The sequence below is a fragment of the Rathayibacter sp. CAU 1779 genome, from assembly GCF_054551755.1.
The window spans coordinates 745225-766985 of sequence record NZ_JBTOLK010000001.1 but is presented as its reverse complement, the minus strand read 5'-3'; the positions used below and the strand labels follow the sequence as shown (position 1 = coordinate 766985).

Here is a 21761-nt window from a genome sequence, read left to right as displayed (position 1 = left end):
GAACTGAGACCTTCGACGAACAACAAGGAATCGTCATGAAACAGATCACCATGCCCCGCCTCTCCGACACGATGGAGGAGGGCGCGATCTCCACCTGGTACAAGAAGATCGGCGACCACGTCGAGGCAGGTGAGACGCTCGCCGAGATCGAGACCGACAAGGCCACCATGGACTTCGAGGCCTACGAAGCGGGGACGTTGACCGCGATCCTCGTGCCGGAGGGCAAGACGGTGGCGATCGGCACCCCGATCGCGGAGCTGGACGGAACGCCGGGCGGATCGGGCGGTGGTGAGACCACCCCGAGTGCGGCCGCAGGCGCGGCCTCGGCTGCCACCGCTCCCGGCGCGGCGGCGACTCCCGAAGACGCCACCGCGGACGCCGTCGAGACGGCCACCGCCGAGACGCCGACCCGGTCGGTCGCCGAGACTGCTGCGCCGGCTGCTTCCGCACCGACCGCGTCCGCACCGACCGCGTCCGCACCGACCGCATCCGCACCGGCCGCATCCTCGGAACCTGCAGCCGCAGCCGCGGGTGCGAATTCACGGGAGCGTCTGCTCGCGTCGCCCGTGGTCCGCACGATCGCTCGCGAGAACGGCATCGACCTGCGTTCCGTGACGGGCACCGGTCCCGGAGGGCGCATCATCCGTGCCGACGTCGAGCACCTCATCGGCGCAGCGGATGCCACGGCCGGCGCGCCCGCATCGGCTGCGGCCCCTGCGGCTCCCGCGCCCGCGGAGAGCGCACCCACGGCGTCCGCTCCGGCGCCGGCCCAGGCATCCGCTCCCCGTCCCGGATCGAGCTCGCTCGACGAGCGCCGCGGCACCGAGCAGGTGCCGATGGATTCGGTGCGGCGGGTGATCGCGCGGCGACTCGCGGAGAGCGCCCGGACCATCCCACACTTCGCCGTCACGGCCGTCGCCGACGCCGAAGAGCTGATGACCATGCGCGCGACGCTCAACGAGCGCCTCGTCGCGGCCGGACGGCAGAAGGTCAGCGTCAACGACCTGCTGGTGCGGGCCGCTGCGCTCGCGTTGCGCGAGCATCCGCTCGTGAACGCCAGCTTCACCGGCGAGGATGCCACCACCATGCAGGTGCATCACCGCATCAACATCGGCATCGCTGTCGCCTCCGACCACGGCCTCGTGGTGCCGGTGATCGACGACGCCGACACCAAATCGGTCGGCCGCCTGGCCGAGGAAGCCAAGCAGCTGGTGAAGCTTGCGCAGGACCGCAAGCTCACCCCGACGCAGATGAGCGGCGGAACGTTCACCATCAGCAATCTCGGCATGTACGGGGTCGAGGAGTTCACCGCGATCATCAACCCGCCAGAGGGCGCGATCCTCGCCGTCGGCGGCACGAAGGTGGAGCCCGCGGTCGTGGACGGACAGATCGTGCCGCGGCAGCGCATGCGCTACACGCTGAACAGCGACCACCGGATCATCGACGGCGCCCTCGCCGCGCAGTGGCTGCAGACGTTCACGCGGTTGATCGAGGATCCTTGGACGATTCTGGCGTGAGGTAGGCAGGGCCGTGTAGGGTCAGTCGCCTTCCCGCACCAACTTCTCGACGACATCGAGGATGGGCTCAAGGCGCTGGGTCACGACGTCCCAGAGAATGTCGTCGTTCATGGCCAGATATCCGCCGTGGGCCGCGATGTTCCTGACGCGGGTCAGTCCCGCCAATTGCTCGTCATCGAGCACTCGGAAGAAAGGTGCGAAGTCGGGAACTTCGGTGAGTGCCTTCAAGCGGATGATCGCCATGCTCGCAGCATCGTGCGACGGCGATCCCTCGACGAAATCACCGGGGTCGCTGGATCGCACGCGTTCCACTCTCGAACGGATGCCAGCAAGTTCGATCGCGAGATTTCTCGCGTCACGCTGACGATGCTCATCGGATCCATCCTTCGAACTGGTCGGAGACGCACGCCTCACAACGGCACAGCCTCGGCGAGCACACGGTTCCCGATCTCCGACCCGCTTGCCGCGGATGCAACGAACATGTCCACCGGAAACCCGAGGAGTCGCTCGATGTACTCGGGCGCTGCATAAGCGCGGAGCGTGTCCACGTCGCTCGGCAGATCAACGAGCAGGTCGATGTCGCTGGTGTATCCGTCGGTCCCCGTCGCCACCGAGCCGAAGACGCGCGGATTCTCGAGCCTGAACCGGCGGGCGATCGCCTCCACCTCGGAGCGGTGCAGGCGAAGGGCGGTGCTGGGCCGATAGTCCGCTGCGCGAAGGATGCGCTCCAGGAGGTCGTCGGATGGCACGCGGCGACCAGCCTCGATCGCCGCGAGATTCGGTTGCGCGATGCCGGCTCGTTCTGCGAGTTCTCGCTGCGTCAGTCCGGCGTCGCGTCGCGCCGCGCTGACGAGCGACGGAGCCACGGTGACGTCGAATCGGGCCATGCTTCGATTATATCGTGTGTGATATCGGTTATTGTCCGGCGATCCGGACGTAGTTCTTGGTCATGAGATCTACGAGCCCGCGCTCCGCTTACGGGTCGGACGCGGTCGAGCACGACGCCGCCCGGCGTTCATGCTTCCCAGTCGACCGTGCGCTCGACGAGCGAATCACCATCCGCGCTCCGGATGTCGGTGGCGAGAGTTATGTTGCTCAGTTGCAGAACGCAGCTGCCGTTGACGGCATCAGAAGGCGGAAAGGCAGCATCATGAGATTCCTTGCTCAGGGCGCTCGCACACAGACTCCAACTGCCCCGGAAACACCGCCGGCGCCACTGACGCCTCAGCCGTCGGTAGTCGTCGAAGCAGGAGCACGGTACTCACGAGCGATTCTGCGCACGATCGGAACGGCGGTCGGAGTCGCCGTTCTGTTGTACGCGGCCCAAATCGTGTTCGCAACCGAATCGCTGCTCGAGAATCGGGTGACGAAGAGCCCTTCCTTCCCCTACCCGAGCATCACTCTCCAGGATGCGGGCGCGGCGCTCGTTGTTCTCCTGACCGTCTCGATCGCACTCCAGGCGCTCCTCAGACTCCCTCGCGACCCTGATCGCCTTACACCGGAAGACGCGGTCGCGCATCGCCAGTTCTGGGGAGGATTCTCAAGCATTGTCGCGACCGCGGCCGCGTACATCGCCCTCTGCACGTTCGTCAATGGCTTCGTGACGACCGTGAGCGAGTCAGCTCTCGATGTGAAAGGTCTTTTCGGCGTCCCACTCGGCGCCGTCGTCGCACTGCTTCTCACCTCGGATGCGGCAGCGATCACTCAGCAGGAAGCGCGCGTTCTACGGCTGGCGGACGCGTATCGCGAGAAGGGGATCGCCGCTCTCCGCATCGCCGCAGATCGCGTCTCCGGCCACAGATCCACTCGCCCACGTCAGCGGTTCATCTGGTGGAGCTGCGGCACGGGCGTCAGCGCCGTCACTCTGGCCGCTCTCGCCGCTTGGAGTCTGGTACCGGACAGCAACGCAGCCTTCATCTTCGCCAGCATCGCGGTGATCTCCACAGCAACAGCTGTGATCGTCCTACCTGAGGCCGCGACGGCGGTGCTTCGTGGCAAGGCTCTCGATCTGATCATGCTGACAATTCTTCCGGCCATGATGGTGCTTATCTTCGCGGTCCAGCTCATCGGCTACGCACTCCCGCTCGTTGTCGAACGAGACCAGCCCTGGGCCTATGTACCCGCGATAGGCTTCGGGCTTCTCCTCTTCGTGCCTGTCGTGCTTGTTCCAGCGTCTCTATCGCTACCCCGCCTATGGGGTGATCGTTCGGCGCCTCTTCTCGACCTCGCACGCAAGAAACTGGAGGACGAAGCGGATCGCCTGCGCAAGAAGGAGACAGGTCCTCGCGACCTCGAGACGTGGGAGGTCTTCGCCCGCGCTGCCGTGTGGGTCAGTCCCGTGCCGATTGTGGCGCTCCCTCTCGCCGCCGCTGCTGCACTGCACCGTACTCACGCCGAAGACAACAATCGCAAGTGGCTCCGGGCAGCTTGGATCTGCCCTTCAGTGTTGGCCCTGGTCGAGATCGCGGCCCTGCTACTACTGCCGGTCTACGCCGTCGCCTTGGGATGGGTGTCTGCCAGGTAGAAGGTCCTGCTTCGGCGGAACCGTCGGAATGCGCAGCTGTGCCGGCACTGAGACCGCTCGCCGGAGGCTGGGGGCGGTTGCCGTCGTCGGGCCGTCAGAGCAGCAGCGGCAACAGCCTGAGGTCGTCGATCCTCACGTCGACACCGAAGCGGCCGGCCTGGTGGCCGTGTTCGAACGCGACGAACCTCGCGCCCAGTTCGCTGGCGGTGCTCTCGTCGTGATCGGTGTCGCCGACCATGACCACGTCGCGAGCATCCAGGCAGGACGAAGCCAGCCATCCGGCGATCGCGGACGCTTTGGAGCCGGCATAGGCATCCGTGATGCCGTGGATCTCGTCGAACCACCCCTGGACACCGTGCGGTTCGAGCTGCCGGTGCAGCATCGGCTCGACGGTGGCCGAGATGAGCACCTGCCGAATCCCGAGCCCGCGCACGGCGTCGACCGCCTCACGTGCACCCGGCCGCAAGGATGCCTCGAGCACCGCCGCGTCGAACAGCTCCAGATAGCGGTCTGCCGCGCCTTCGAACTGCCCGCCAGGAGTCACATCGAACCCGAGCCGGGCATAGAAGTCACGGATCGGGAAGCCGAACAGTGAACGGTACGTCGCAAGATCCGGCACGACCGGCATGCCGAACTCGGCGAGCACGGTGTTCATGGTGCGCATGGCCGGCTCGACGTCGTCGAGGAGGGTGCCGTTCCAGTCCCAGATCACCGCTCTCGTTCGCGCGCCCACCCCGCCATCCTGGCAGCAGCCGCCCGACGAGCGTCGCGACGGTTCGCACACCCGCGGGTCCTGTCGGACTACTCCTCCGTGTGCCCCAGTTCGAGGTCGGCGACGAAGCGGGCGACGGGTTCGGCCATGGCATCCAGCTCCAGGATGACAAGGTCGTTGGATCCCGCACGCGTCGCTCCGCGTGGCACATACAACGTGTGCTGCGGCCCGGCACTCCAGTAACGACCGAGCGCGAAGCCGTTCAGCCAGGCGAGGCCTTTACCCCAGCCGTCCGTGCTGAGGAATAGATCGGATGGCTCTGCGAGGTCGAACTCCGCGCGGTGGAACGTCGGAAGCATCGCGGGCGTCGAAGACGCCTCAGTTGACCCGATACCGCTGTCCGTTCGTGTCGAGAGAACGTCGCCGGACTCCGTTCCGCTGTCCGTTCGTGTCGCCTCGGAGACCGCTGACCGACCGTTCGGGACAGCGGAACGGTCGGCATCAAGAGCGGACGAGAGGACGGCGGCACCCTCGGAATCCCTCGCGGACGAGGGGACGACGGCACGCTCGTCGACGAGCGCGTCCACGTCGAGCACGAGCGTGTCCCAGGCGTCGAGGGCGACGCCGTCGAGCGTGGCCGGGCCGATGAGACCCTTGCGTTCGCCGATGCGGAGTCCGTAGTCCACGCGGCCCTCATCCTCGACGATCACCACGAGCTCGCGTCCGGCGGGGACCACGAGCGCACGCTCGTGCCGCTCACGCGCAAGAACCCCGATGCGGATGCCGTCCACGAGGACGATCGCACGGTCGCGTACCTCGGCGAAGGCGAGGAGTGCGGGAGCATCCGTGTCGAGGGTCGTGCGGTAGGCGACGAGGCCGCGGTACACCCCGAGATCTTCCATGGTGGGGAGCGCGGTGTGGCGGGTCCAGGCGGGGGCCGGGGATGCGACATCCGCAGGCGCGACGGCATCGACGGTCTCGTCATCTACGAGTGTGACGTCATCTGGAAGAAGGACGTCATCTGCAAGAAGGACATCATCTGCAAGACGGACGTCATCTGCAAGAAGGACATCATCTGCAAGACGGACGTCATCTACTAGAAGGACCTCGTCTGCCAGAACGACGTCGTCTGCCAAACGGACGCCATCTGGGAGACGGACGTCATCTGTGAGAGGGCCCTCGCGCGGAAGCAGCGGGTCGCCCGAACGCCGAACCGCGTGCTGCAGCGACTCGGCCGCGGTCAGCACGTCTGCGGCCGGACGAAGCGGAACCTCGAACGTCGGCGCGGTCGGCGCATCCGCCCGCCCGAAGTGGGGCACCGGCGCGTACTTCGCGATCACCTCGCGGAACGCCCAGAACTTCTCGGTCGGCCGTCCCGCCTCGTCGATCGGGGCGTCGTAGTCGTAGGAGGTCGTGATCGGCTGGTAGACGCCCTTGTCGTTGGCGCCGTTCGTGAAGCCGAAGTTGGTGCCGCCGTGCACCATGTAGATGTTCACTGAGGCGCCGGCCGCCAGCAGAGCGTCGAGCTCGTGAGCGGATGCCTGTGCCGACGTCGTGTGGTGATGCGCGCCCCAGTGGTCGAACCATCCGCACCAGAACTCGCCGCACATCAGCGGCCCGGTCGGCTGCTGCTCGCGCAGATGGGCGAGCCGCTCAGCGGCGTGGGATCCGAAGGATGCCGTCTTGTGCAGCTCCGGCAGGCTGCCGTCCGCGATCATGTCGCCGGCCGGTTGATCCACCGTGATGAGCGGAACCGTGATCCCGGATGCGCGGGTCACCTCGGTCAGCGCCTTGAGGTACTCCTTGTCGCGTCCGTACGCGCCGTATTCGTTCTCGACCTGCACGAGGATGACGGGTCCGCCGTTGTCGATCTGCAGCGGCGCGACCTGCCCGAGGATGTGGTGCAGGAAACGGCTCGCGGGTTCGAGGAAGCGCGGATCCGAGGTGCGCATCCGCAGATCCGGATCCGTGAGCAGCCAGGCCGGGAGCCCGCCGCCGTCCCACTCCGCGCAGATATACGGACCGGGACGCACGATGGCGTGCATGCCCTCCTCAGCGATGAGCTCGAGGTAGCGACGCAGGCCCAGCCGTGGGTCATCCGTGACGAAGACTCCCGGCTCGGGCTCGTGCTCGTTCCATGGAACGTAGGTCTCGATGGTGTTGAGGCCCATCGCCTTGGCCAGGCGGATGCGCTCCCGCCACTGCCCCGGATGCACGCGGAAGTAGTGCATGGCTCCCGAGATGACGCGAAAGGGTGTGCCGTCGAGCAGGAAGGCGTCGGATCCGATCTCGAAACGACCCATGGGATGGACTCCAGGTGGTGCGGGGGCGGTGTGTGAAGTGCCGGTGGGCCGGCGTTGTCCGTGTCGGCTAGGACCGTACATGGACAGCGGGCCGGCTCGAGGATTCCGAGCCGGTCCGCTCTCGGGTGGGTGAGCTGGCTATCCGGCCTTGACCTTGAAGCCCTGCTCGTTGCCGTACTTCACGAGGGACTGCTGCCACTGCTTCAGTCCGTCGTCGAGCGGCTTGGCATCGCTGTAGGACTGTCCGACGGTGTCGGAGAAGATGCTGTTCGCGTACACCTCGTACGGCAGGTACTGCCATCCGGTGAGCACGTCCTTGGCGCCGTCGACCAGCACCTGGTTGATCTTCTGACCGCCGAAGTACTCGGGAGCCTGGTTCAGGAAGGCGCTCGAGTTCTGGTCGGCCGTGGTCGACGGGAATCCGCCGCCCGAGTTGATGAAGATCTTGACGCTGTCCTTGCTGTCGTTCAGCCACTTGAGGAATCCGGCGGCCAGCGCCTGGTTCTTGCTCTGCTTCATGACGACCTCGGAGCTGCCGCCGTTCTCGGCGTTGGCGGCCTTGCCGTCGTACGTCGGGATCGGGGCAACGGCCCAGTCACCGGAGGCCTGCGGCACCGAGGACTCGAGCACGCCCGGCATCCATGCACCGGTGATCATCGTCGCGATGTCGCCGTTGCCGAGCTGCTTGTACCAGTCGTCGGTCCAGCCGGGGGTCTGGGAGAGGAGGTTGTTCTCCACGAGTTGGTTCCAGACGGACGTGAACTTCTTGGTGCCCTCGTCCTGCAGGTTGATGGTCACGTTCGTGCCGTCGACCTTGAACGGGTGGCCGCCCGCCTGCCACGCCATGCTCGTCATGAAGCCCGGGTCGCCGCTGTCAGCGGTGATGTACGCGTTGGGGTCGGCCGCGTGGAGCTTCTTGGCCGCGTCGACGTACTGGTCCCACGTGGTGGGCACGTCGATGCCGTACTTCTCGAAGACCGTCTTGTTGTAGAACAGCGCCATGGGGCCGGAGTCCTGCGGCAGGCCGACGAGCTTGTCCTGCACGTTGACGTTGTTCCAGGGTCCGACCGAGTAGTCGCTCTTCAGCTTGTCGAAGCCGAACTGGTTCAGGTCGACGAGGGAGTCGCTGAGGGCGAACTGCGGCAGTGCGTAGTACTCGACCTGGGCGACATCCGGAGCGCCCTTGCCCGCCTTCACGGCGTTCTGCAGCTTGGTGTACTCGGTGGTGTTGGTGCCCGCGTTGACGAGGTTCACCTTCACCTTCGGGTAGGCCTTCTCGAACGCCTTGACCTGCGCCTTGGCGGCGGGGGTCCACGTCCAGTAGGTGATCGTTCCGCCCTTCTGCAGGGCGGACTCGACGTCGGATGCGCTGCCTCCGTTACCGGAGCCGGACGAGCATCCGACCAGAGCGGCGGCCACGACGGCGCCCGCCGCGGCCACGGATGCGATGCGGCGCAGAGCCGACGATCGCTTGCTGTGATTCATGGGTTGCCTTTCACTTCATCGGGATGGAAGGGGTCGAAACAAGATGGAGGGAATTGAAGAGGTGAGATGACGCGGATGCCGGGTGGTGGCATCCGCTGCCCGGTCAGGCCTTGACGCTTCCGGCGGTCAGGCCGGACTGCCAGTAGCGCTGGAGGAAGAGGAAGGCCACGACGATCGGCACGATCGTGAGGAGGCTTCCGGTGATGACCAGGTTGAAGATGGGCTGCGCGCCCACGCCCGTTGCCTGTGCGCTCCACTGGCTGAGACCGACGGTGAGCGGATACCAAGTGGGGTCGCTGAGCATGATGAGCGGCAGGAAGTAGTTGTTCCAGGTGGCGACGATGGCAAACAACGCGACCGTCACGATGCCCGGCGCCAGGAGCTTCAGCGAGATCGTGAAGAAGGTGCGGAACTCGCTCGCGCCATCCATGCGCGCTGCCTCGAGGACCTCGGTCGGAACGGCGTCGATCGCGAACGTCCAGACCAGGTAGAGGCCGAACGGGCTGATCAGCGACGGCAGGATCACCGCCCACGGCGTGTTCGTCAGGCCGAGCTGGCTGAACAGCAGGAACGTCGGCACGGCCAGCGCGGTGCCCGGAACGGCGATGGCGCCGAGCACGATGGCGAACACCGCGCGGCGGCCGCGGAACTTGTACTTGGCCAGGCCGTATCCGGCGAGGGTGGCCAGCAGCGTCGCGCCGCCGGCGCCGACGACGACGTACAGCAGCGTGTTGCCGAGCCAGTGCACGAAGATGCCGTCTTTGTACGTGAGGGTCTCGACGATGTTGTCCCACAGCGCGAAGTGGTTGCCGAACCCGAGACCGAACGTGGAGAACAGGTCGCCCTGCGTCTTCGACGCGTTGATCAACAGCCACACCAGCGGCACGAACGAGTAGATGACGAAGACGATCATCACGATCGTGAGCACGAGGTTCTTGCGCGGGCGGGCGACGGTCGCTGAGCGACGGCGGCGCACCGGCGAGGAACGACGGGCAGCGGATGCCGCACGTCGCGTGGTCGCGGACGCGGCAGTCGTGCGAGTGGTCGTCGTTGTGGCGGCGGTCGTCATCGGTCCGGTGATCATCGGTTCTGCGCTCATCGGTTCTCCGCGCTCGTGCCTCGTACCTGCACCACGTACGCGATGACTGCGGTGATGAGGCCCATCACGATCGCGACGGTGGCGGAGTAGTTGAACTGCTGACCGGCGAACGACAGGTTGTAGGCGTACATGTTGGGGGTGAAGTAGCTGCTGATCGAGTTCGGTGCGAGCGGCTGCAGAAGGTTCGGCTCGTTGAAGAGCTGGAAGCTTCCGATGATCGAGAAGATCACCGCGATCACGATGGAGCCCCGCAGTGCCGGGAGCTTGATGCTCCACATCACGCGCCACCCTCCGGCACCGTCGAGCTCGGCCGCCTCGTACAGGTCAGGGGAGATGACCCGCAGCGCGGAGTAGAAGATGAGCATGTTGTAGCCCATGAACTCCCAGGTCACGATGTTGCCGATCGAGCCGAGGATCCAGGACTTGGCGAGCGGCTCGAGGTGCCATCCGAACGCGTGGTTGACGGCCGCCGTCAGTCCGAACTGGTCGCCGTAGATGAAACCCCAGATGAGGGCGGCGACCACGCCGGGAACCGCGTAGGGCAGGAAGATCGCGATGCGGAAGAATCCGGCGCCGTGCAGGCGGGCGCTGTCCAGCGCCAGAGCCGCCACGAGAGACAGCACCAGCATGATCGGCACCTGCACCACGAGGAACAGCAGCACGCGCAGGAACGACTGCCAGAACTTCACGTCCTGGAACAGCGAGATGTAGTTGCCCAGCCCGACGAACGTCGTGCCGCCGACCAGCTGCGTGCGGAACACGCTGAGGTAGAGGGCGTACACGATCGGTGCGACGACGAAGAGCGCGAGTCCGATCATGAACGGCGTCACGAAGCCGACGCCGGCGAACGAGACGCGTCGCTGCAGCACGGAGCCCTTGCGTCGGCCGGGCGGGGTCGTCGTCTTCCGTCGGCCCGTGGCGACCGTCTGCCGGGACGTTGCCGCAGCAGCGTTGTGCGAGTCTGCGGCAGCGGCGGTCTGCGACGTCGCGGCGGTCGTGCTCAGCCGACCTGCGGTGTTGTGAGTAAGGGATGACACGGGCAACCTTCATCGGGTGCGTAGGGGGCGGTGCTCCCCGGCGCCATGAGGCACCGGTTCGCACCAGGGGTGGATGCCGTTCGGGTCGACATCCGATCACGCAATGTTCACGTAAACATGTTTACGCTAACATAGTTGCACGGGTGCTTTGGCCACGTCACCCGTCGGGCGCCGGCTCCGCGCTCGACGAGTCCCGGCTCCGAGTCGTCGCGCCCCGGGTCGTGTGGCCGTGGGGCCCGTGGCACGGGGTCTTGTGGCGCCACTCCAGTGGCCCAAAGGCCCTGGACCTCTGTGGTTCCGCTGTCCCGAAGTGTCGGTTCAGCACGCCGTGAGCGACACGAAGGGACAGCGGAACGCATGGGCGTGCGCGAGACCACACGCGCGAGACCGCGAGCGCGCAAGGACCACGCGCGCGAAGACCGATCGAGCACGTCGTGGCGAGCGTCGCCCTATCCCTGCTCGGATGTCCCGAAGTGTCGGTCCCGCGGGCCCTCGGGCGAAAGGAACAGACAGCCGAACGATGTGGTGCCGGAACCAGACCGAACGAGAGAGCTGGGACGCACCGTGGGTGCGGGCGAACGCCGGAGTTGAATACGATGCAGGAACCGATCCTGCCGCCGCACGGCGCGCGGTCGACGGCAGGGAGTGACGCATGGTGTTGATGGAGCCGCGAGGGCGCCAACGCGCAGCATCCATCGCGGACGTCGCCGCCCGCGCCGGAGTGTCAGCACAGACCGTGAGCCGCGTCTCCAACGGGCTCGACACCGTGAAGGCGGCCACGAGGGATCGCGTGCTCGCGGCCATGGCCGAGCTGGACTACCGACCGAACAGCGCGGCCCGGGCATTGAAGAGCGGGCGCTTCCAGAACGTCGGCGTGCTGATGTTCTCGTTGCAGAACATCGGATCGGTGCGCATCCTCGACGCCATCACGACGGCTGCGGCCGCAAAGGGTTTCTCCATCGACCTGATCTCCACGGGGGATCCCTCAACCGGCAGCATCACGGATGCCCTCTCCCGGCTCGACCAGGAAGCCGTCGACGGCATCATCGTCATCGTCGAGGCGCACGAACTCAGCGAGCATTCGATCACGTTTCCGGATCGCATCCCGTCGGTGCTCGTCGACTCTCGCGAGTACGAGGATCGTGTCTCCGTCAACGCGAACCAGAAGCAGGGCGCGCGGCTGGCGGTCGAGCACCTGCTGGAGTTGGGACATCCGACGGTCTGGCATGTGTCCGGACCCACGGACACCTCGAACGCCGCCGCCGACCGGGCCGACGCCTGGCGCGAGACGCTCGAGGCCCACGGATGCGACGTGCCGAAGCTGCTCGGCGGCACGTGGAACGCCGAGTCAGGCTACGAAGCAGGCAAGGTCATCGCCGGCAGGGACGATGTGACGGCCGTGTTCTGCGCCAACGACCAGCTCGCGCTCGGCGTTCTCCGTGCCCTGCACGAAGCCGGACGGGCGGTGCCAGCCGAGATCAGCGTGGTCGGATTCGACGACAACCCGGAATCCGCCGAGTATTGGCCGCCGCTGACGACGGTGCGCCAGAACTTCACCGAGGTGGGGCAGCAGGCGTTCGGGCTGCTCAGTCAGGCGATCAGAGGCGAGCGCATCGATTCGGGACTGCGGCTCATCGACAACGAGCTCGTGCTGCGGGCCTCGACGGGACCATTCGCGGTGCCATCGGCTCTCACGGATCTTTCGTCTCCCTCGGCCCCCTCGGCTCTTTCGGCCCCCTCGGCTCCCTCGGCCCCCTCGGCTCCCTCGGCCCCCTGAGCGAGCGGTGCGAGTCGAAGGGTGCCTGCCGGCACTGCACTTCGACTCGCCCAGTCGGCTCAGGAATGCGTTCGTTCCCGCGGCGATTCCCTGAGACACGCCGGGGGCCGCTCGCGGCGCGCCGGCATCGGGTCCGAAGTGCCGCTGGAAGACACAGACCGGGGAGACACAGCGCGGGAGGACACCGCGGGAAGTCACGGCGCGGGATCAGACCTCGGGGATCACCCTGTCGAACATCGCCGGCCGCGGCACCTCGGGGTCAGGCCCGCTGCGCACACCAGTGTCGAGCGCATCGATCCGTGCCAGTTCTTCGGCACTCAATTCGAAGTCGAAGACATCGAAGTTCTGCGCGATCCGCTCCGGGTTCGTCGACTTGGGGATCGCCGACCGTCCCTGCTGCAGGTGCCACCGCAGCATCACCTGCGCCGGCGACTTGGCGTGGGTCGCCGCGAGCTCCTGCAGGGTGGGGTCGTCCATCACGCTGCGCCGCTCGTCCCCGTATCCGGGGTAGAACGTGATACCGCCGATCGGCGACCATGCCTGCGTGATGACGCCGTGCTCGGCATCCGCAGCCTGAACGTCCGGCTGGCGGAAGTACGGGTGCAGCTCGACCTGGTTGACGGCGGGAACGATCCGGGTGGCATCCACCAGTTCTTGCAGCTTCTCGGGAATGAAGTTGCTGACGCCGATCGAGCGCACGCGTCCGTCGGCGAGCAGGGTCTCGAGCGCCTTGTATGCGGCGATCGTCTTGTCGAACCGGTCGGGAGCCGGCTGGTGCAGGATCAGCAGGTCGAGGGTCTCGATCCCGAGTTTGCCGACGGCCTTCTCGAACGCGTGCAGCGTCTGGTCGTAGCCGTAGTCCGATACCCAGACCTTCGTCTCGATGAAGACGTCGTCGCGCGGCACGCCGGAGCGACGGATGCCCTCGCCCACCTCGCGCTCGTTGCCGTATGCGGCGGCCGTGTCGATGTGCCGGTAGCCGACGTTCAGCGCCGTCTCGACCGCCTGCGCGGTCACCTCCGGCGCACTCTGGAAGACGCCGAAGCCCAGAGCGGGCATCGTCACGCCGTTGTTCAGTGTGAGATCGATCATGAGTGGTTCTCCTTGTGTGGCGTATCGCGGGCTGGACGGTTCCCGCCGGTTGAGCTGTTCCCGCGGGCTGAACGGTTCCCGCCGGTTCAGCTGTTCTCGCCGGTCGAGCTTGTCGGGCCAGCGTGGTCGGGCAGGGCCGGTTCCGACAAGCTCAACCAGCGAGGTGTGATGGACGAGGTGTGATGGACAGAGAGGGCTGGCTCGACAGGCTCAGCCGGCGGAGGCTGACGGCGCCGCCGAGGGACGCGATTCCGTTGGATGCGAGGGCGGGGCGTCCCTGGTGGCCGCCCAACTGGCGAGAAGTTTGAGGGCGTCTGCAGACGGGGTGCCGGGCTCGGCGGTGTATGTCGAGATTGTGAGGCCGGCATCCGCGGGCAGTTCGAGCGCCTCGTAGACGAGCTCGAGGTCGCCGACGACGGGATGATGCAGCCGCTTGACCCCGCTGCGGTGGTAGCGAACGTTGTGAGCACCCCACAGGGTGCGGAACCGGTCCGATCGCGTCGACAGCTCGCCGACGAGGTCGCTCAGACGCTTGTCGTACGGGTTCCGTCCGGCCTCGCCACGCATGGTGGCGACCAGCTCGGCCGAGACCTGTTCCCACTCGGGATAGAAGTCCCGCGCGGCAGGATTCAGGAACGTGAAGCGCGCGCTGTTCGGTGCCGGCTCGGCGAACACGGGCGCATAGAGCGCACGACCCATCGCATTGGCGGAGACGTAGTCGAAGTAGTTGTTGCGAAGCAGTGCCGGGGCGTCGGTGATGGCATCCAGGACCCGCTGGATGCTCGGCCTCACGACATCAGACCGCTTGCGCGGTGCCCGGGCAAGGGGCGACCGGTTGGCCTGACGCGCCAGATCGAACAGGTGCGCCGTCTCGGCCTCGTCAAGCTGGAGTGCCCGCGACAGCGCGTCGAGCACCGTCTCGGAGACGCCGGCGAGATTGCCGCGCTCGAGCCGGTTGTAGTAGTCGACGCTCACGCCGGCGAGCATCGCGACCTCCTCGCGGCGCAGCCCGGGCACACGACGGTTTCCGCCGTAGACCGGCAGTCCAGCCTGCTCCGGCGTGACCTTCGCGCGGCGAGAACTGAGGAACTCGCGCACGTCTTGCTGCATCGTCATGCCTCGACGGTACGTCCCGTGAGGCGGGAAAGGGAGGTACTGGCAATACACGGAACGGCGGGCACTGGCGTGTCGCCGCTGATCGCGGTGACATGGACACGTCCACGAGGGAGGAGCACCATGAGCACGCATTGGACCGACGACGACCTGGCATCCGTCACCCGGAACGAGGAAGTCGGCATCAGCTCGTACCGTGCCGACGGCAGTCTGCGTCCGTATGTCACCATCTGGTCGGTCGCCGCCGACGGTGGGGTGTACATCCGGTCGGCGCACGGCGCCGCCAATCCGTGGTACCGGCGGGCGATCGCTTCGGGGCGGGGGAGCATCCGGATCGCCGGTGTCGCACACGACGTCGAGTTCGTGCTGGCGGATGCCGCCGAGCAGCCCGCCGTCGACGCCGCGTACCGGGACAAGTACGCGGCGCGCTACGCAAGCATCACGGCCGGGATCGTCGGACCGTCGGTGCACGACGTGACGCTGCGCCTGGAACCGGCCACCTCCGCCGCTTGACCCCGGTCGAGGCCTACCCGCTGGTTGAGCCCGTCGAAACCAGCCGACGCCTGACAATGCTGGTTTCGACAAGCTCAACCAGCAGGAGAGACGTTGAACCCGTGGGAGAGACACGCTCAGCCAGCAGAACGAACACAAGGAGAACCGCCATGGAGTACACACGACTCGGCAGCACCGGCCTCAAGGTGAGCCGCATCACCCTCGGGTGCATGAGCTTCGGCGACCGTTCCACCGGTTGGAACGAGTGGTCGCTGGGCTACGACGACGCGCTGCCGATCATTCGGCACGCGTTCGAACTCGGCATCACGTTCTGGGACACCGCCAACATCTACAGCTACGGCACCAGCGAGGAGATCGTGGGCCGCGCGATGCGCGAGCTCACCCGCCGCGAGGAGATCGTGCTGGCAACGAAGGTGAACTTCCGTATGCACGACGGTCCCGGCGGATCAGGGCTCAGCCGCCGAGCGATCATGGAGAACATCGACGCGTCGCTGAAGCGCCTCGGCACGGACTTCGTCGACCTGTACCAGATCCACCGCTTCGACCAGGAAACCCCGGTCGAGGAGACGATGGAGGCACTGCACGACGTGGTGAAGGCGGGCAAGGCGCGGTACATCGGGGCATCCTCGATGTGGGCGTGGCAGTTCGCCAAGCTGCAGCACGCCGCCGACCTCGGCGGCTGGACCCGCTTCGTCTCGATGCAGAACCAGTACTCGCTGATGATGCGCGAGGACGAGCGCGAGATGTTCCCGCTGCTGGACGACCAGGGGGTGGGATCCATCCCGTGGAGCCCGCTCGCGAAGGGGCGCCTCACCCGGCCCTGGGGTCAGCAGTCCAGTCAGCGCGGCCAGACGGATCCGCTGCAGAACCGTTTCTTCCAGGATGCCGACCAGCCGATCGCGGATGCCGTCGAGCGTGTCGCAGCCGCGCGCGGCATCCCGATGGCGCAGGTCGCACTGGGCTGGGTGCTGCGCAACCCTGTGGTGGATGCCCCGATCGTGGGCGCATCGAAGCCCGCACACCTGGACGACGCGGTCGCCGCACTCGACCTCGAGCTCACGGATGACGAGGCCGCGGCCCTCGAGGCGCCGTACACGCTGCGGGCGCCGACCGGGTTCTGAGCGGGTTCTGAGCGCCGCCTCGTGGTGCGCGCGAGCACGGCGCCGCAGCGCCCTTCGGCCCGCTGACTCGCGCCACGCACGAATCCCTGGCGCGTGTGGTCGCTTCCCTCGCGGGAAGCGACATCGAGCGCCAGGCATTCGGGCCCGGCGCGAGTGCGATGACGACTAGCGCAGGCGGCGTCCGTGCGCGAGGTCGATCAGGCGCGTCAGCACGTCGCCGGAGCGCAGCCCGTTGTGTTCGTGCTCGCTCGTCACCCACGGCGTCACGCCGGGCAGCAGCGCAGCGGTCTCCATCGAGAACTCGAACGGAACATACGCGTCGTTGACGTACACGGCCGCCGCACCGCGGGCACCGGATGCCTGCAGCACGCTCGCGTCGTAGAGCCGCGGCCACTCGAACTCCGCGAGCTCCAGCGTGACGTCACGCCACGGCCGCAGGCCGGGGACGGTGTCGAGCCATTCACGCCGTACGTGTTCCCCGGTGAGGAGCGTGGGATCCGCGCGGAAGTCGTCCGGCTCCACGCGTTCGGCCGACCAGCGGGTGGCGTGTCCGTCCGCGTAGCTGGACTCGTGGAACACGTAGTACAGCGGGTTGCGGGCCGAGAACGGGAGTGCGTGCGCCAGGTCGTGGCGGAACGCGTTGGTGGCCGGATCCTGGTTGAGGAGCGACCAGACCGTCTGCCATCCGTCGTTCGTGCCGAGCAGCATGCCGATGGAGCGCAGCCGCGAGACGGACACCACCTCGCCGTCGGGCAACACGATCCGTCCGGCGTCCGCGCGGTCGACGAGGCGGCGCATGGCATCCCGATGCTCGGGGAAGCGCCGGTAGTACCTCAGGGACTCGGTGCGCATCTTGTCGTACGTGAGGGCGTAGACCTCATCGGGATGACGACCGACGGCACTCAGGCCGCCGGTGAGGTACACGTGCTCGAGGGATGCGGCATCCGTCGTCAGATACGCGAGCGTCGTGAACCCGCCGAACGACTGGCCGAGCACGCTCCACGTCGTGGCGCCCAGGTGCTCGCGCATCGCCTCGCAGTCGCGCACGATCGAGTCGGCGCGCAGGTGCGTGATGTACTCGGCGAGCTCGGATGCTCCGCGCTCCAGGTCCGCGTCGCTCACCGGTGTCGACGTGCCGGTGCCGCGCTGGTCGATCATCACGACGCGATAGTGCGCGAGGGCGAGGTCCAGCCAGTACGGATCCGTCGACGAGTGGAACGGACGCGGCGCCTCGAATCCCGGTCCGCCCTGCAGGTACACAAGGTAGGGGAGGTCGGAGCCGCCCTCTCCGGTGATGACGGATGCGTGCACGTCGATGGTGCGGACATCCGCCGGCTCGTTCCACACCAGCGGAACGGTGATGGTGTGGTCGTCGACGGTCAGGTCCTGCATGCGGCGGGTGGTCACGGACACTGTCGCAGTCTAGGAGGACAGTCGCCGCGGTCGCATCGGCACTCTCACCCGGAGTTCCTGGCCCGTGTCGTCGCATCGCCACTCCCACCCGGAGTTCCTGGCCCGTGTCGTCGCATCGCCACTCCCACCCCCGAGTTCCTGGCCCGTGTCGTCGCATCGGCGACCGGAAGCGACATCAAGCGTCAGGAAGGGCGGCGCGAGAGTGCGCAAGTGGCGCGACAGAGTCGGCGACCGGTAGACAGCGACGGAGGCCGATCAGGCGTACCCGAACTGCTTGCGGGTGAGGGCGTCGAAGGTGCGGTCCGGCAGCACGGTCGCCATGGCGACGGCGATGTTCGCACCCGCGCCGATGCGGTAGCGCGTCCGCGGGTGCGGAGTCACCGCGGCCTTCACGATCAGCCGGGCGACGGCATCCGGGGTCGACATCTGCTTGGCAAGCGCGGGGCTGGAGAAGTAGCGGCGCATGGCGGCCGCCATGCCGGCGTAGGGACCGTCGCCGGATGCCTCTGCGAGGTGCTCCATGGCTGTGTCGTGCCAGTCCGTTGCCACATAGCTGGGCTGCACGAGCGTGACGTCGACGCCGAACTGCGCGACCTCGCCGCGGAGCGAGTCGGAGAGTGCCTCCAGGGCGAACTTCGAGGCGTGGTACCAGCCGCCGAGCGGCGCGGCGAACTCGCCGGCGAGCGACGACACGTTGACGATGCGCCCGCGGCGGGCGTCGCGCATGCCGGGCAGCACCGCCTGGATGAGGCCCATCGCTCCGACCACGTTCACCTCGAGCTGCTGACGCGCGGCGTCGAGTGAGGTCTCCTCAACGGTGCCGAACTCGCCGTAGCCGGCGCAGTTGATCAGGATGTCCACCGTGCCGACACGCTCGGTCACCTGCGCAACGGCAGCGCGGATCGAGGCGTCGTCGGAGAGGTCGAGCTTGACCGGGATCACACCCTCGATCGCCGCTACCGCGTCGGTGTTGCGTGCCGCGCCGAAGACGGTCAGCCCGCGCTCGACCAGCAGCGCCGCCGTGCGTGCGCCGATTCCGGATGATGCTCCCGTGATGAATGCAGTGGTCATGATGTGACATCCCTTTCTGTGAATGATGTTCACAGTAACAGAAGCTACAGTGAATGTCATGCACAGTTCGGAAAGTCGTGCGCTCAAGGTGCTCTGGGGCGTCGAGTCCTCACCGGTTCGCGGGCCCAAGGCGCGCTTCAGCCCGGAGGAGGTCGCGGCATCCGCCGTGGAATTGGCGGATGAGATCGGGCTCGACGCTGTCTCCCTCTCCCGCGTCGCAGCCCGTCTCGGCATGACCACCACGGCGCTGTACCGCTACGTCGACGCCAAGGCGACGCTCGTCGAGCTGATGGTGGATGCCGCGATCGGCGATCCGCCCGCCATCACGGGGCGCGACTGGCAGGCACGCTCCCGGAAGTGGGTACGGCTGCTCGCGGACCGGTATGCGGCGCATCCGTGGCTGACCGACGTGAAGGCGACGGGGATGCCGCGCCAACCGCGTCCCTACGCGTGGATCGATGCGCTCGTGCGTGGGATCCCGCCGGCGTCCGGCGTCGACGCGCTGCGCCTGGCTCTGCTGCTGGACAGCCTGATCCGCACGTACGCGACGCTCGAACGGTCGGTGACGGCGTCGGATCCGGAACCCTGGCTGGGCGCAGCCGTCGCCGCGCGCTTCCCGGCTCTGGCCGCGGCTCCGCAGCAGGACGTCTCGGATCCGCGCGCCGAACTCGACTACGCCGTCGACGCGGTGCTGCGCGGGGTCGCGCCCGTCCCTGTCACGCCGAGCCACCCCTCCAATGCCGAGCCGCCCCGGTGATCACGTCGATCCGGGGTGGCTGTCACACCCATCCCCGTCCCCGTCACCCCGAGCCACCCCTCCGTTGCCGAGCCACCCCTCTGTCGCCGAGCCACCCCCGTAATCACGTCGGTAAGGGGGTGGCTCGACAGCAAGCGGGTCGCTCGACGGAAAACGGCGGATGGTTGGGTCGAGTCACGCGTCTGCGCTGGTGCCGCTGGCGGCGCTGGCGTTCGCGGCGCCGTAGCCCTCGTCGCTGACGTGCTCGAGCCAGATGGTCGTCGGCTCGGATCCGTCGCCGTCCTCGAGCATCGCCAGGTGCTCCATGAAGAGGTCGGCCGTCGCGCCATGCCAGTGCTCCTCGCCGGGAGGCGTGTAGACCGTCTGGCCGGGAACGGCGCGGATGACCGTGCCATCCCTCGTCCCGATCAGCGCGACGCCCTCGGTGATGTGCAGGGTCTGTCCCTGAGCGTGCGAATGCCAGGCGGTGTGGGCGCCCGGCGTGAACCGCACGCGGCTGACCACCATGCGGGACGGCTCGGGCTTGCGAGTGGCGATCGGATCCACGTACACATCGCCGGTGAACCAGTCGGGAGAGCCCTTGCCGGTCGGATGAGTCGGTTCGAGGTTCATGCTCTCCTTCTCTCTGCGCTGCCAGCGCGCCGATCGCGCCAGACTTTCAGCACCCGCTCTTGCGTACCGCGCCGATCGCGTCAGGCCTCCAGCGCCCGCTCGTGGCTACCGCGCCAGCATTTCGGGCGCGACACCCAAAAGCTGGCGCGATCAGGACGGTCAAGGCGAGCAACACCATCAACACGATCGTCACGAGCGACACGAGCAACACGAGCAACACGAGCAACACGAGCAACACGAGCAACACGAGCAACACCAGCAACACCAGCAACACCAGCAACACCAGCAACACCAGCAACACCAGCAACACCAGCGACACCAGCGACACCAGCGACACCAGCGACACCAGCGACACCAGCGACACCAGCGACGCTACGCCGCGACCGGATGCCGTGGGACGCCCTGCCAGTACACGTCTCGCCAGACACTCCCGCGCGCCGCGGAACGGGCGTTAGCTGGTGGCATCCGCGACACGACACGACACGAGGAGCACTGACATGTACGGAGCTGTTCTGTACGGCCCGGGCGACGTGCGGTACGAACACCGCGATGACCCGCGCATCATCGAGCCGACGGATGCGGTCATCAGGGTTGCGGCATCCTGCGTGTGCGGGTCGGATCTGTGGACCTACCGCGGCATCAACGAGGTGCGTCGCCCCATTCCGATGGGCCACGAGTACGTCGGGGTGATCGAGGAGATCGGCACCGATGTGAAGACCGTGAAGGTGGGCGACTTCGTGGTCGGCTCGTTCATGGCCTCGGACAACACGTGCGAGATCTGCGCGGCAGGATTCCAGTCCCGATGCGTGCACGTGCAGTCGATGGGCAGAGAGGGCGCGCAAGCCGAGTACCTGCGTGTCCCGCTCGCGGACGGCACACTCGTCGCGACGAACGGCACCCCGGACGCCGACCTCATCCCTTCGCTCCTCGCCGCCTCCGACGTGCTCGGCACCGGATGGTTCGGGGCCGTGGCCGCCGAGGTCGGTCCAGGCAAGACGGTCGCGGTCGTCGGCGACGGAGCCGTCGGACTCCTCGGCGTGCTCGCCGCGAAGCAACTGGGAGCGGAGCGGATCATCGCGATGTCCCGCCACGAATCCCGGCAGAACCTCGCGCTCGAGTACGGTGCGACAGACATCGTCACTGAACGCGGGGACGACGGTGTGGCCCGCATCAAGGAACTCACCAACGGACTCGGCGCGCACTCCGTGATCGAGGCCGTCGGCACGCAGGAGTCGATGATGCAGGCGATCCGCTCCACCCGCCACGGCGGACACGTCGGATTCGTCGGCGTCTCGCACAATGTCGCACTTCCCGGCGAGGAGCTCTTCTACGCCACGGTGCACCTGCTGGGCGGACCGGCACCCGTCCGCCGCTTCCTGCCGGACCTCGTCGCGCGCATCGAGCGTCGCGAGATCGACCCTGGAAAGGTGTTCGACCTCACGCTGCCGCTGTCGCAGGTCGCGGAGGGCTACGCGGCGATGGACGAGCGCCGCGCGATCAAGGCGCTGCTGACGTCGGAGGGGTAGGCGGGGCATGCCGCACCAGCGCCAAGCGCGCACTGCTGCGCCGTCTCAGCCGGCGCAGGGGGGGGGGGGGGGGGGGGGGGGGAGGGGAG

The 21761-nt window shown here is 67.3% G+C and carries 20 protein-coding genes and 1 pseudogene; 7 read left to right on the top strand and 14 right to left on the bottom strand.

Translation table 11 applies throughout. The annotated features are described in order from the left end of the window. Nucleotides 1-35 precede the first annotated feature (35 nt). On the top strand, nt 36-1517 hold the full coding sequence (locus ACX9R5_RS03445; protein ID WP_459407598.1) for a dihydrolipoamide acetyltransferase family protein: 1482 nt from the start codon (nt 36-38) through the stop codon (nt 1515-1517). Nucleotides 1518-1538: 21 nt separating this feature from the next. Here the strand turns inward: ACX9R5_RS03445 and ACX9R5_RS03440 are convergent, their stop codons facing one another. Together ACX9R5_RS03440 and ACX9R5_RS03435 are read right to left on the bottom strand one after the other, a co-directional pair. Further along, complete coding sequence (locus tag ACX9R5_RS03440) at nt 1539-1760, bottom strand: HepT-like ribonuclease domain-containing protein (protein WP_459407597.1); 222 nt, start codon at nt 1758-1760, stop codon at nt 1539-1541. 167 nt (nt 1761-1927) lie between these two features. Continuing rightward, nucleotides 1928-2404 (bottom strand): helix-turn-helix domain-containing protein, encoded by a 477-nt coding sequence (locus tag ACX9R5_RS03435; protein WP_459407596.1) that lies wholly within the window; start codon nt 2402-2404, stop codon nt 1928-1930. Between the two features lie 476 nt (nt 2405-2880). Here ACX9R5_RS03435 and ACX9R5_RS03430 point away from each other — a divergent pair, with 476 nt between their 5' ends. After that, nucleotides 2881-4041 carry a hypothetical protein gene (locus tag ACX9R5_RS03430; RefSeq protein ID WP_459407595.1) on the top strand — a complete coding sequence of 387 codons (1161 nt, stop codon included), beginning with the start codon at nt 2881-2883 and terminating at the stop codon, nt 4039-4041. Nucleotides 4042-4135: 94 nt separating this feature from the next. Here ACX9R5_RS03430 and ACX9R5_RS03425 read toward each other — a convergent pair whose 3' ends face one another. The 6 genes and pseudogenes from ACX9R5_RS03425 to ACX9R5_RS03400 all read right to left on the bottom strand — a co-directional run bounded on the left by ACX9R5_RS03425 (nt 4136) and on the right by ACX9R5_RS03400 (nt 10509). Beyond that, nucleotides 4136-4774 (bottom strand): HAD family hydrolase, encoded by a 639-nt coding sequence (locus ACX9R5_RS03425; RefSeq protein ID WP_459407594.1) that lies wholly within the window; start codon nt 4772-4774, stop codon nt 4136-4138. A gap of 68 nt (nt 4775-4842) precedes the next feature. After that, on the bottom strand, nt 4843-5655 hold the full coding sequence (locus tag ACX9R5_RS03420; protein WP_459409027.1) for a hypothetical protein: 813 nt from the start codon (nt 5653-5655) through the stop codon (nt 4843-4845). 333 nt (nt 5656-5988) lie between these two features. Further along, nucleotides 5989-7056 (bottom strand): annotated as a pseudogene (locus ACX9R5_RS03415) (glycoside hydrolase family 35 protein); the annotation flags it as partial. Nucleotides 7057-7194: 138 nt separating this feature from the next. Continuing rightward, a complete protein-coding gene (locus ACX9R5_RS03410) occupies nt 7195-8541 on the bottom strand; it encodes an ABC transporter substrate-binding protein (RefSeq protein WP_459407593.1) in 1347 nt (448 codons plus the stop codon). Nucleotides 8542-8644: 103 nt separating this feature from the next. After that, entirely contained in the window at nt 8645-9640 is a 996-nt protein-coding gene (locus ACX9R5_RS03405) for a carbohydrate ABC transporter permease (protein ID WP_459407592.1), read from the bottom strand. After that, entirely contained in the window at nt 9637-10509 is an 873-nt protein-coding gene (locus tag ACX9R5_RS03400; RefSeq protein WP_459409026.1) for a carbohydrate ABC transporter permease, read from the bottom strand. Before ACX9R5_RS03400 ends, ACX9R5_RS03405 begins: the two co-directional genes overlap by 4 nt. Nucleotides 10510-11329: 820 nt before the next feature. On the opposite strand from ACX9R5_RS03400, the gene ACX9R5_RS03395 reads away from it, so the two are divergent. After that, nucleotides 11330-12454 (top strand): LacI family DNA-binding transcriptional regulator, encoded by a 1125-nt coding sequence (locus tag ACX9R5_RS03395; RefSeq protein ID WP_459407591.1) that lies wholly within the window; start codon nt 11330-11332, stop codon nt 12452-12454. 207 nt (nt 12455-12661) lie between these two features. On the opposite strand, the gene ACX9R5_RS03390 is transcribed toward ACX9R5_RS03395, so the two are convergent. After that, nucleotides 12662-13546, bottom strand: a complete 885-nt coding sequence (locus ACX9R5_RS03390) for an aldo/keto reductase (RefSeq protein WP_459407590.1) — start codon at nt 13544-13546, stop codon at nt 12662-12664. 210 nt (nt 13547-13756) lie between these two features. Beyond that, a complete protein-coding gene (locus tag ACX9R5_RS03385) occupies nt 13757-14662 on the bottom strand; it encodes a helix-turn-helix transcriptional regulator (protein WP_459407589.1) in 906 nt (301 codons plus the stop codon). A 120-nt stretch (nt 14663-14782) separates the two neighbouring features. Between ACX9R5_RS03385 and ACX9R5_RS03380 the strand changes: the two genes are divergently transcribed. After that, entirely contained in the window at nt 14783-15172 is a 390-nt protein-coding gene (locus ACX9R5_RS03380; protein WP_459407588.1) for a DUF2255 family protein, read from the top strand. Between the two features lie 149 nt (nt 15173-15321). After that, nucleotides 15322-16293: an aldo/keto reductase gene (locus ACX9R5_RS03375; RefSeq protein ID WP_459407587.1), complete on the top strand. Its 972-nt coding sequence runs from the start codon at nt 15322-15324 to the stop codon at nt 16291-16293. 165 nt (nt 16294-16458) lie between these two features. Here ACX9R5_RS03375 and ACX9R5_RS03370 read toward each other — a convergent pair whose 3' ends face one another. Together ACX9R5_RS03370 and ACX9R5_RS03365 are read right to left on the bottom strand one after the other, a co-directional pair. Next, a complete protein-coding gene (locus ACX9R5_RS03370; RefSeq protein WP_459407586.1) occupies nt 16459-17706 on the bottom strand; it encodes an alpha/beta fold hydrolase in 1248 nt (415 codons plus the stop codon). A 255-nt stretch (nt 17707-17961) separates the two neighbouring features. Beyond that, nucleotides 17962-18777, bottom strand: a complete 816-nt coding sequence (locus ACX9R5_RS03365) for an oxidoreductase (RefSeq protein WP_459407585.1) — start codon at nt 18775-18777, stop codon at nt 17962-17964. Nucleotides 18778-18835: 58 nt separating this feature from the next. Between ACX9R5_RS03365 and ACX9R5_RS03360 the strand changes: the two genes are divergently transcribed. Next, complete coding sequence (locus tag ACX9R5_RS03360; protein ID WP_459407584.1) at nt 18836-19534, top strand: TetR/AcrR family transcriptional regulator; 699 nt, start codon at nt 18836-18838, stop codon at nt 19532-19534. A 174-nt stretch (nt 19535-19708) separates the two neighbouring features. Here the strand turns inward: ACX9R5_RS03360 and ACX9R5_RS03355 are convergent, their stop codons facing one another. Together ACX9R5_RS03355 and ACX9R5_RS03350 are read right to left on the bottom strand one after the other, a co-directional pair. Further along, entirely contained in the window at nt 19709-20146 is a 438-nt protein-coding gene (locus ACX9R5_RS03355) for a (R)-mandelonitrile lyase (protein ID WP_459407583.1), read from the bottom strand. 46 nt (nt 20147-20192) lie between these two features. Next, the gene (locus ACX9R5_RS03350) at nt 20193-20510 is read right to left on the bottom strand and encodes a hypothetical protein (protein ID WP_459407582.1); all 318 of its coding nucleotides are present in this window, start codon (nt 20508-20510) and stop codon (nt 20193-20195) included. A 133-nt stretch (nt 20511-20643) separates the two neighbouring features. Between ACX9R5_RS03350 and ACX9R5_RS03345 the strand changes: the two genes are divergently transcribed. Further along, the gene (locus tag ACX9R5_RS03345) at nt 20644-21672 is read left to right on the top strand and encodes a zinc-dependent alcohol dehydrogenase family protein (protein WP_459407581.1); all 1029 of its coding nucleotides are present in this window, start codon (nt 20644-20646) and stop codon (nt 21670-21672) included. The last annotated feature ends 89 nt before the right edge of the window (nt 21673-21761 follow it).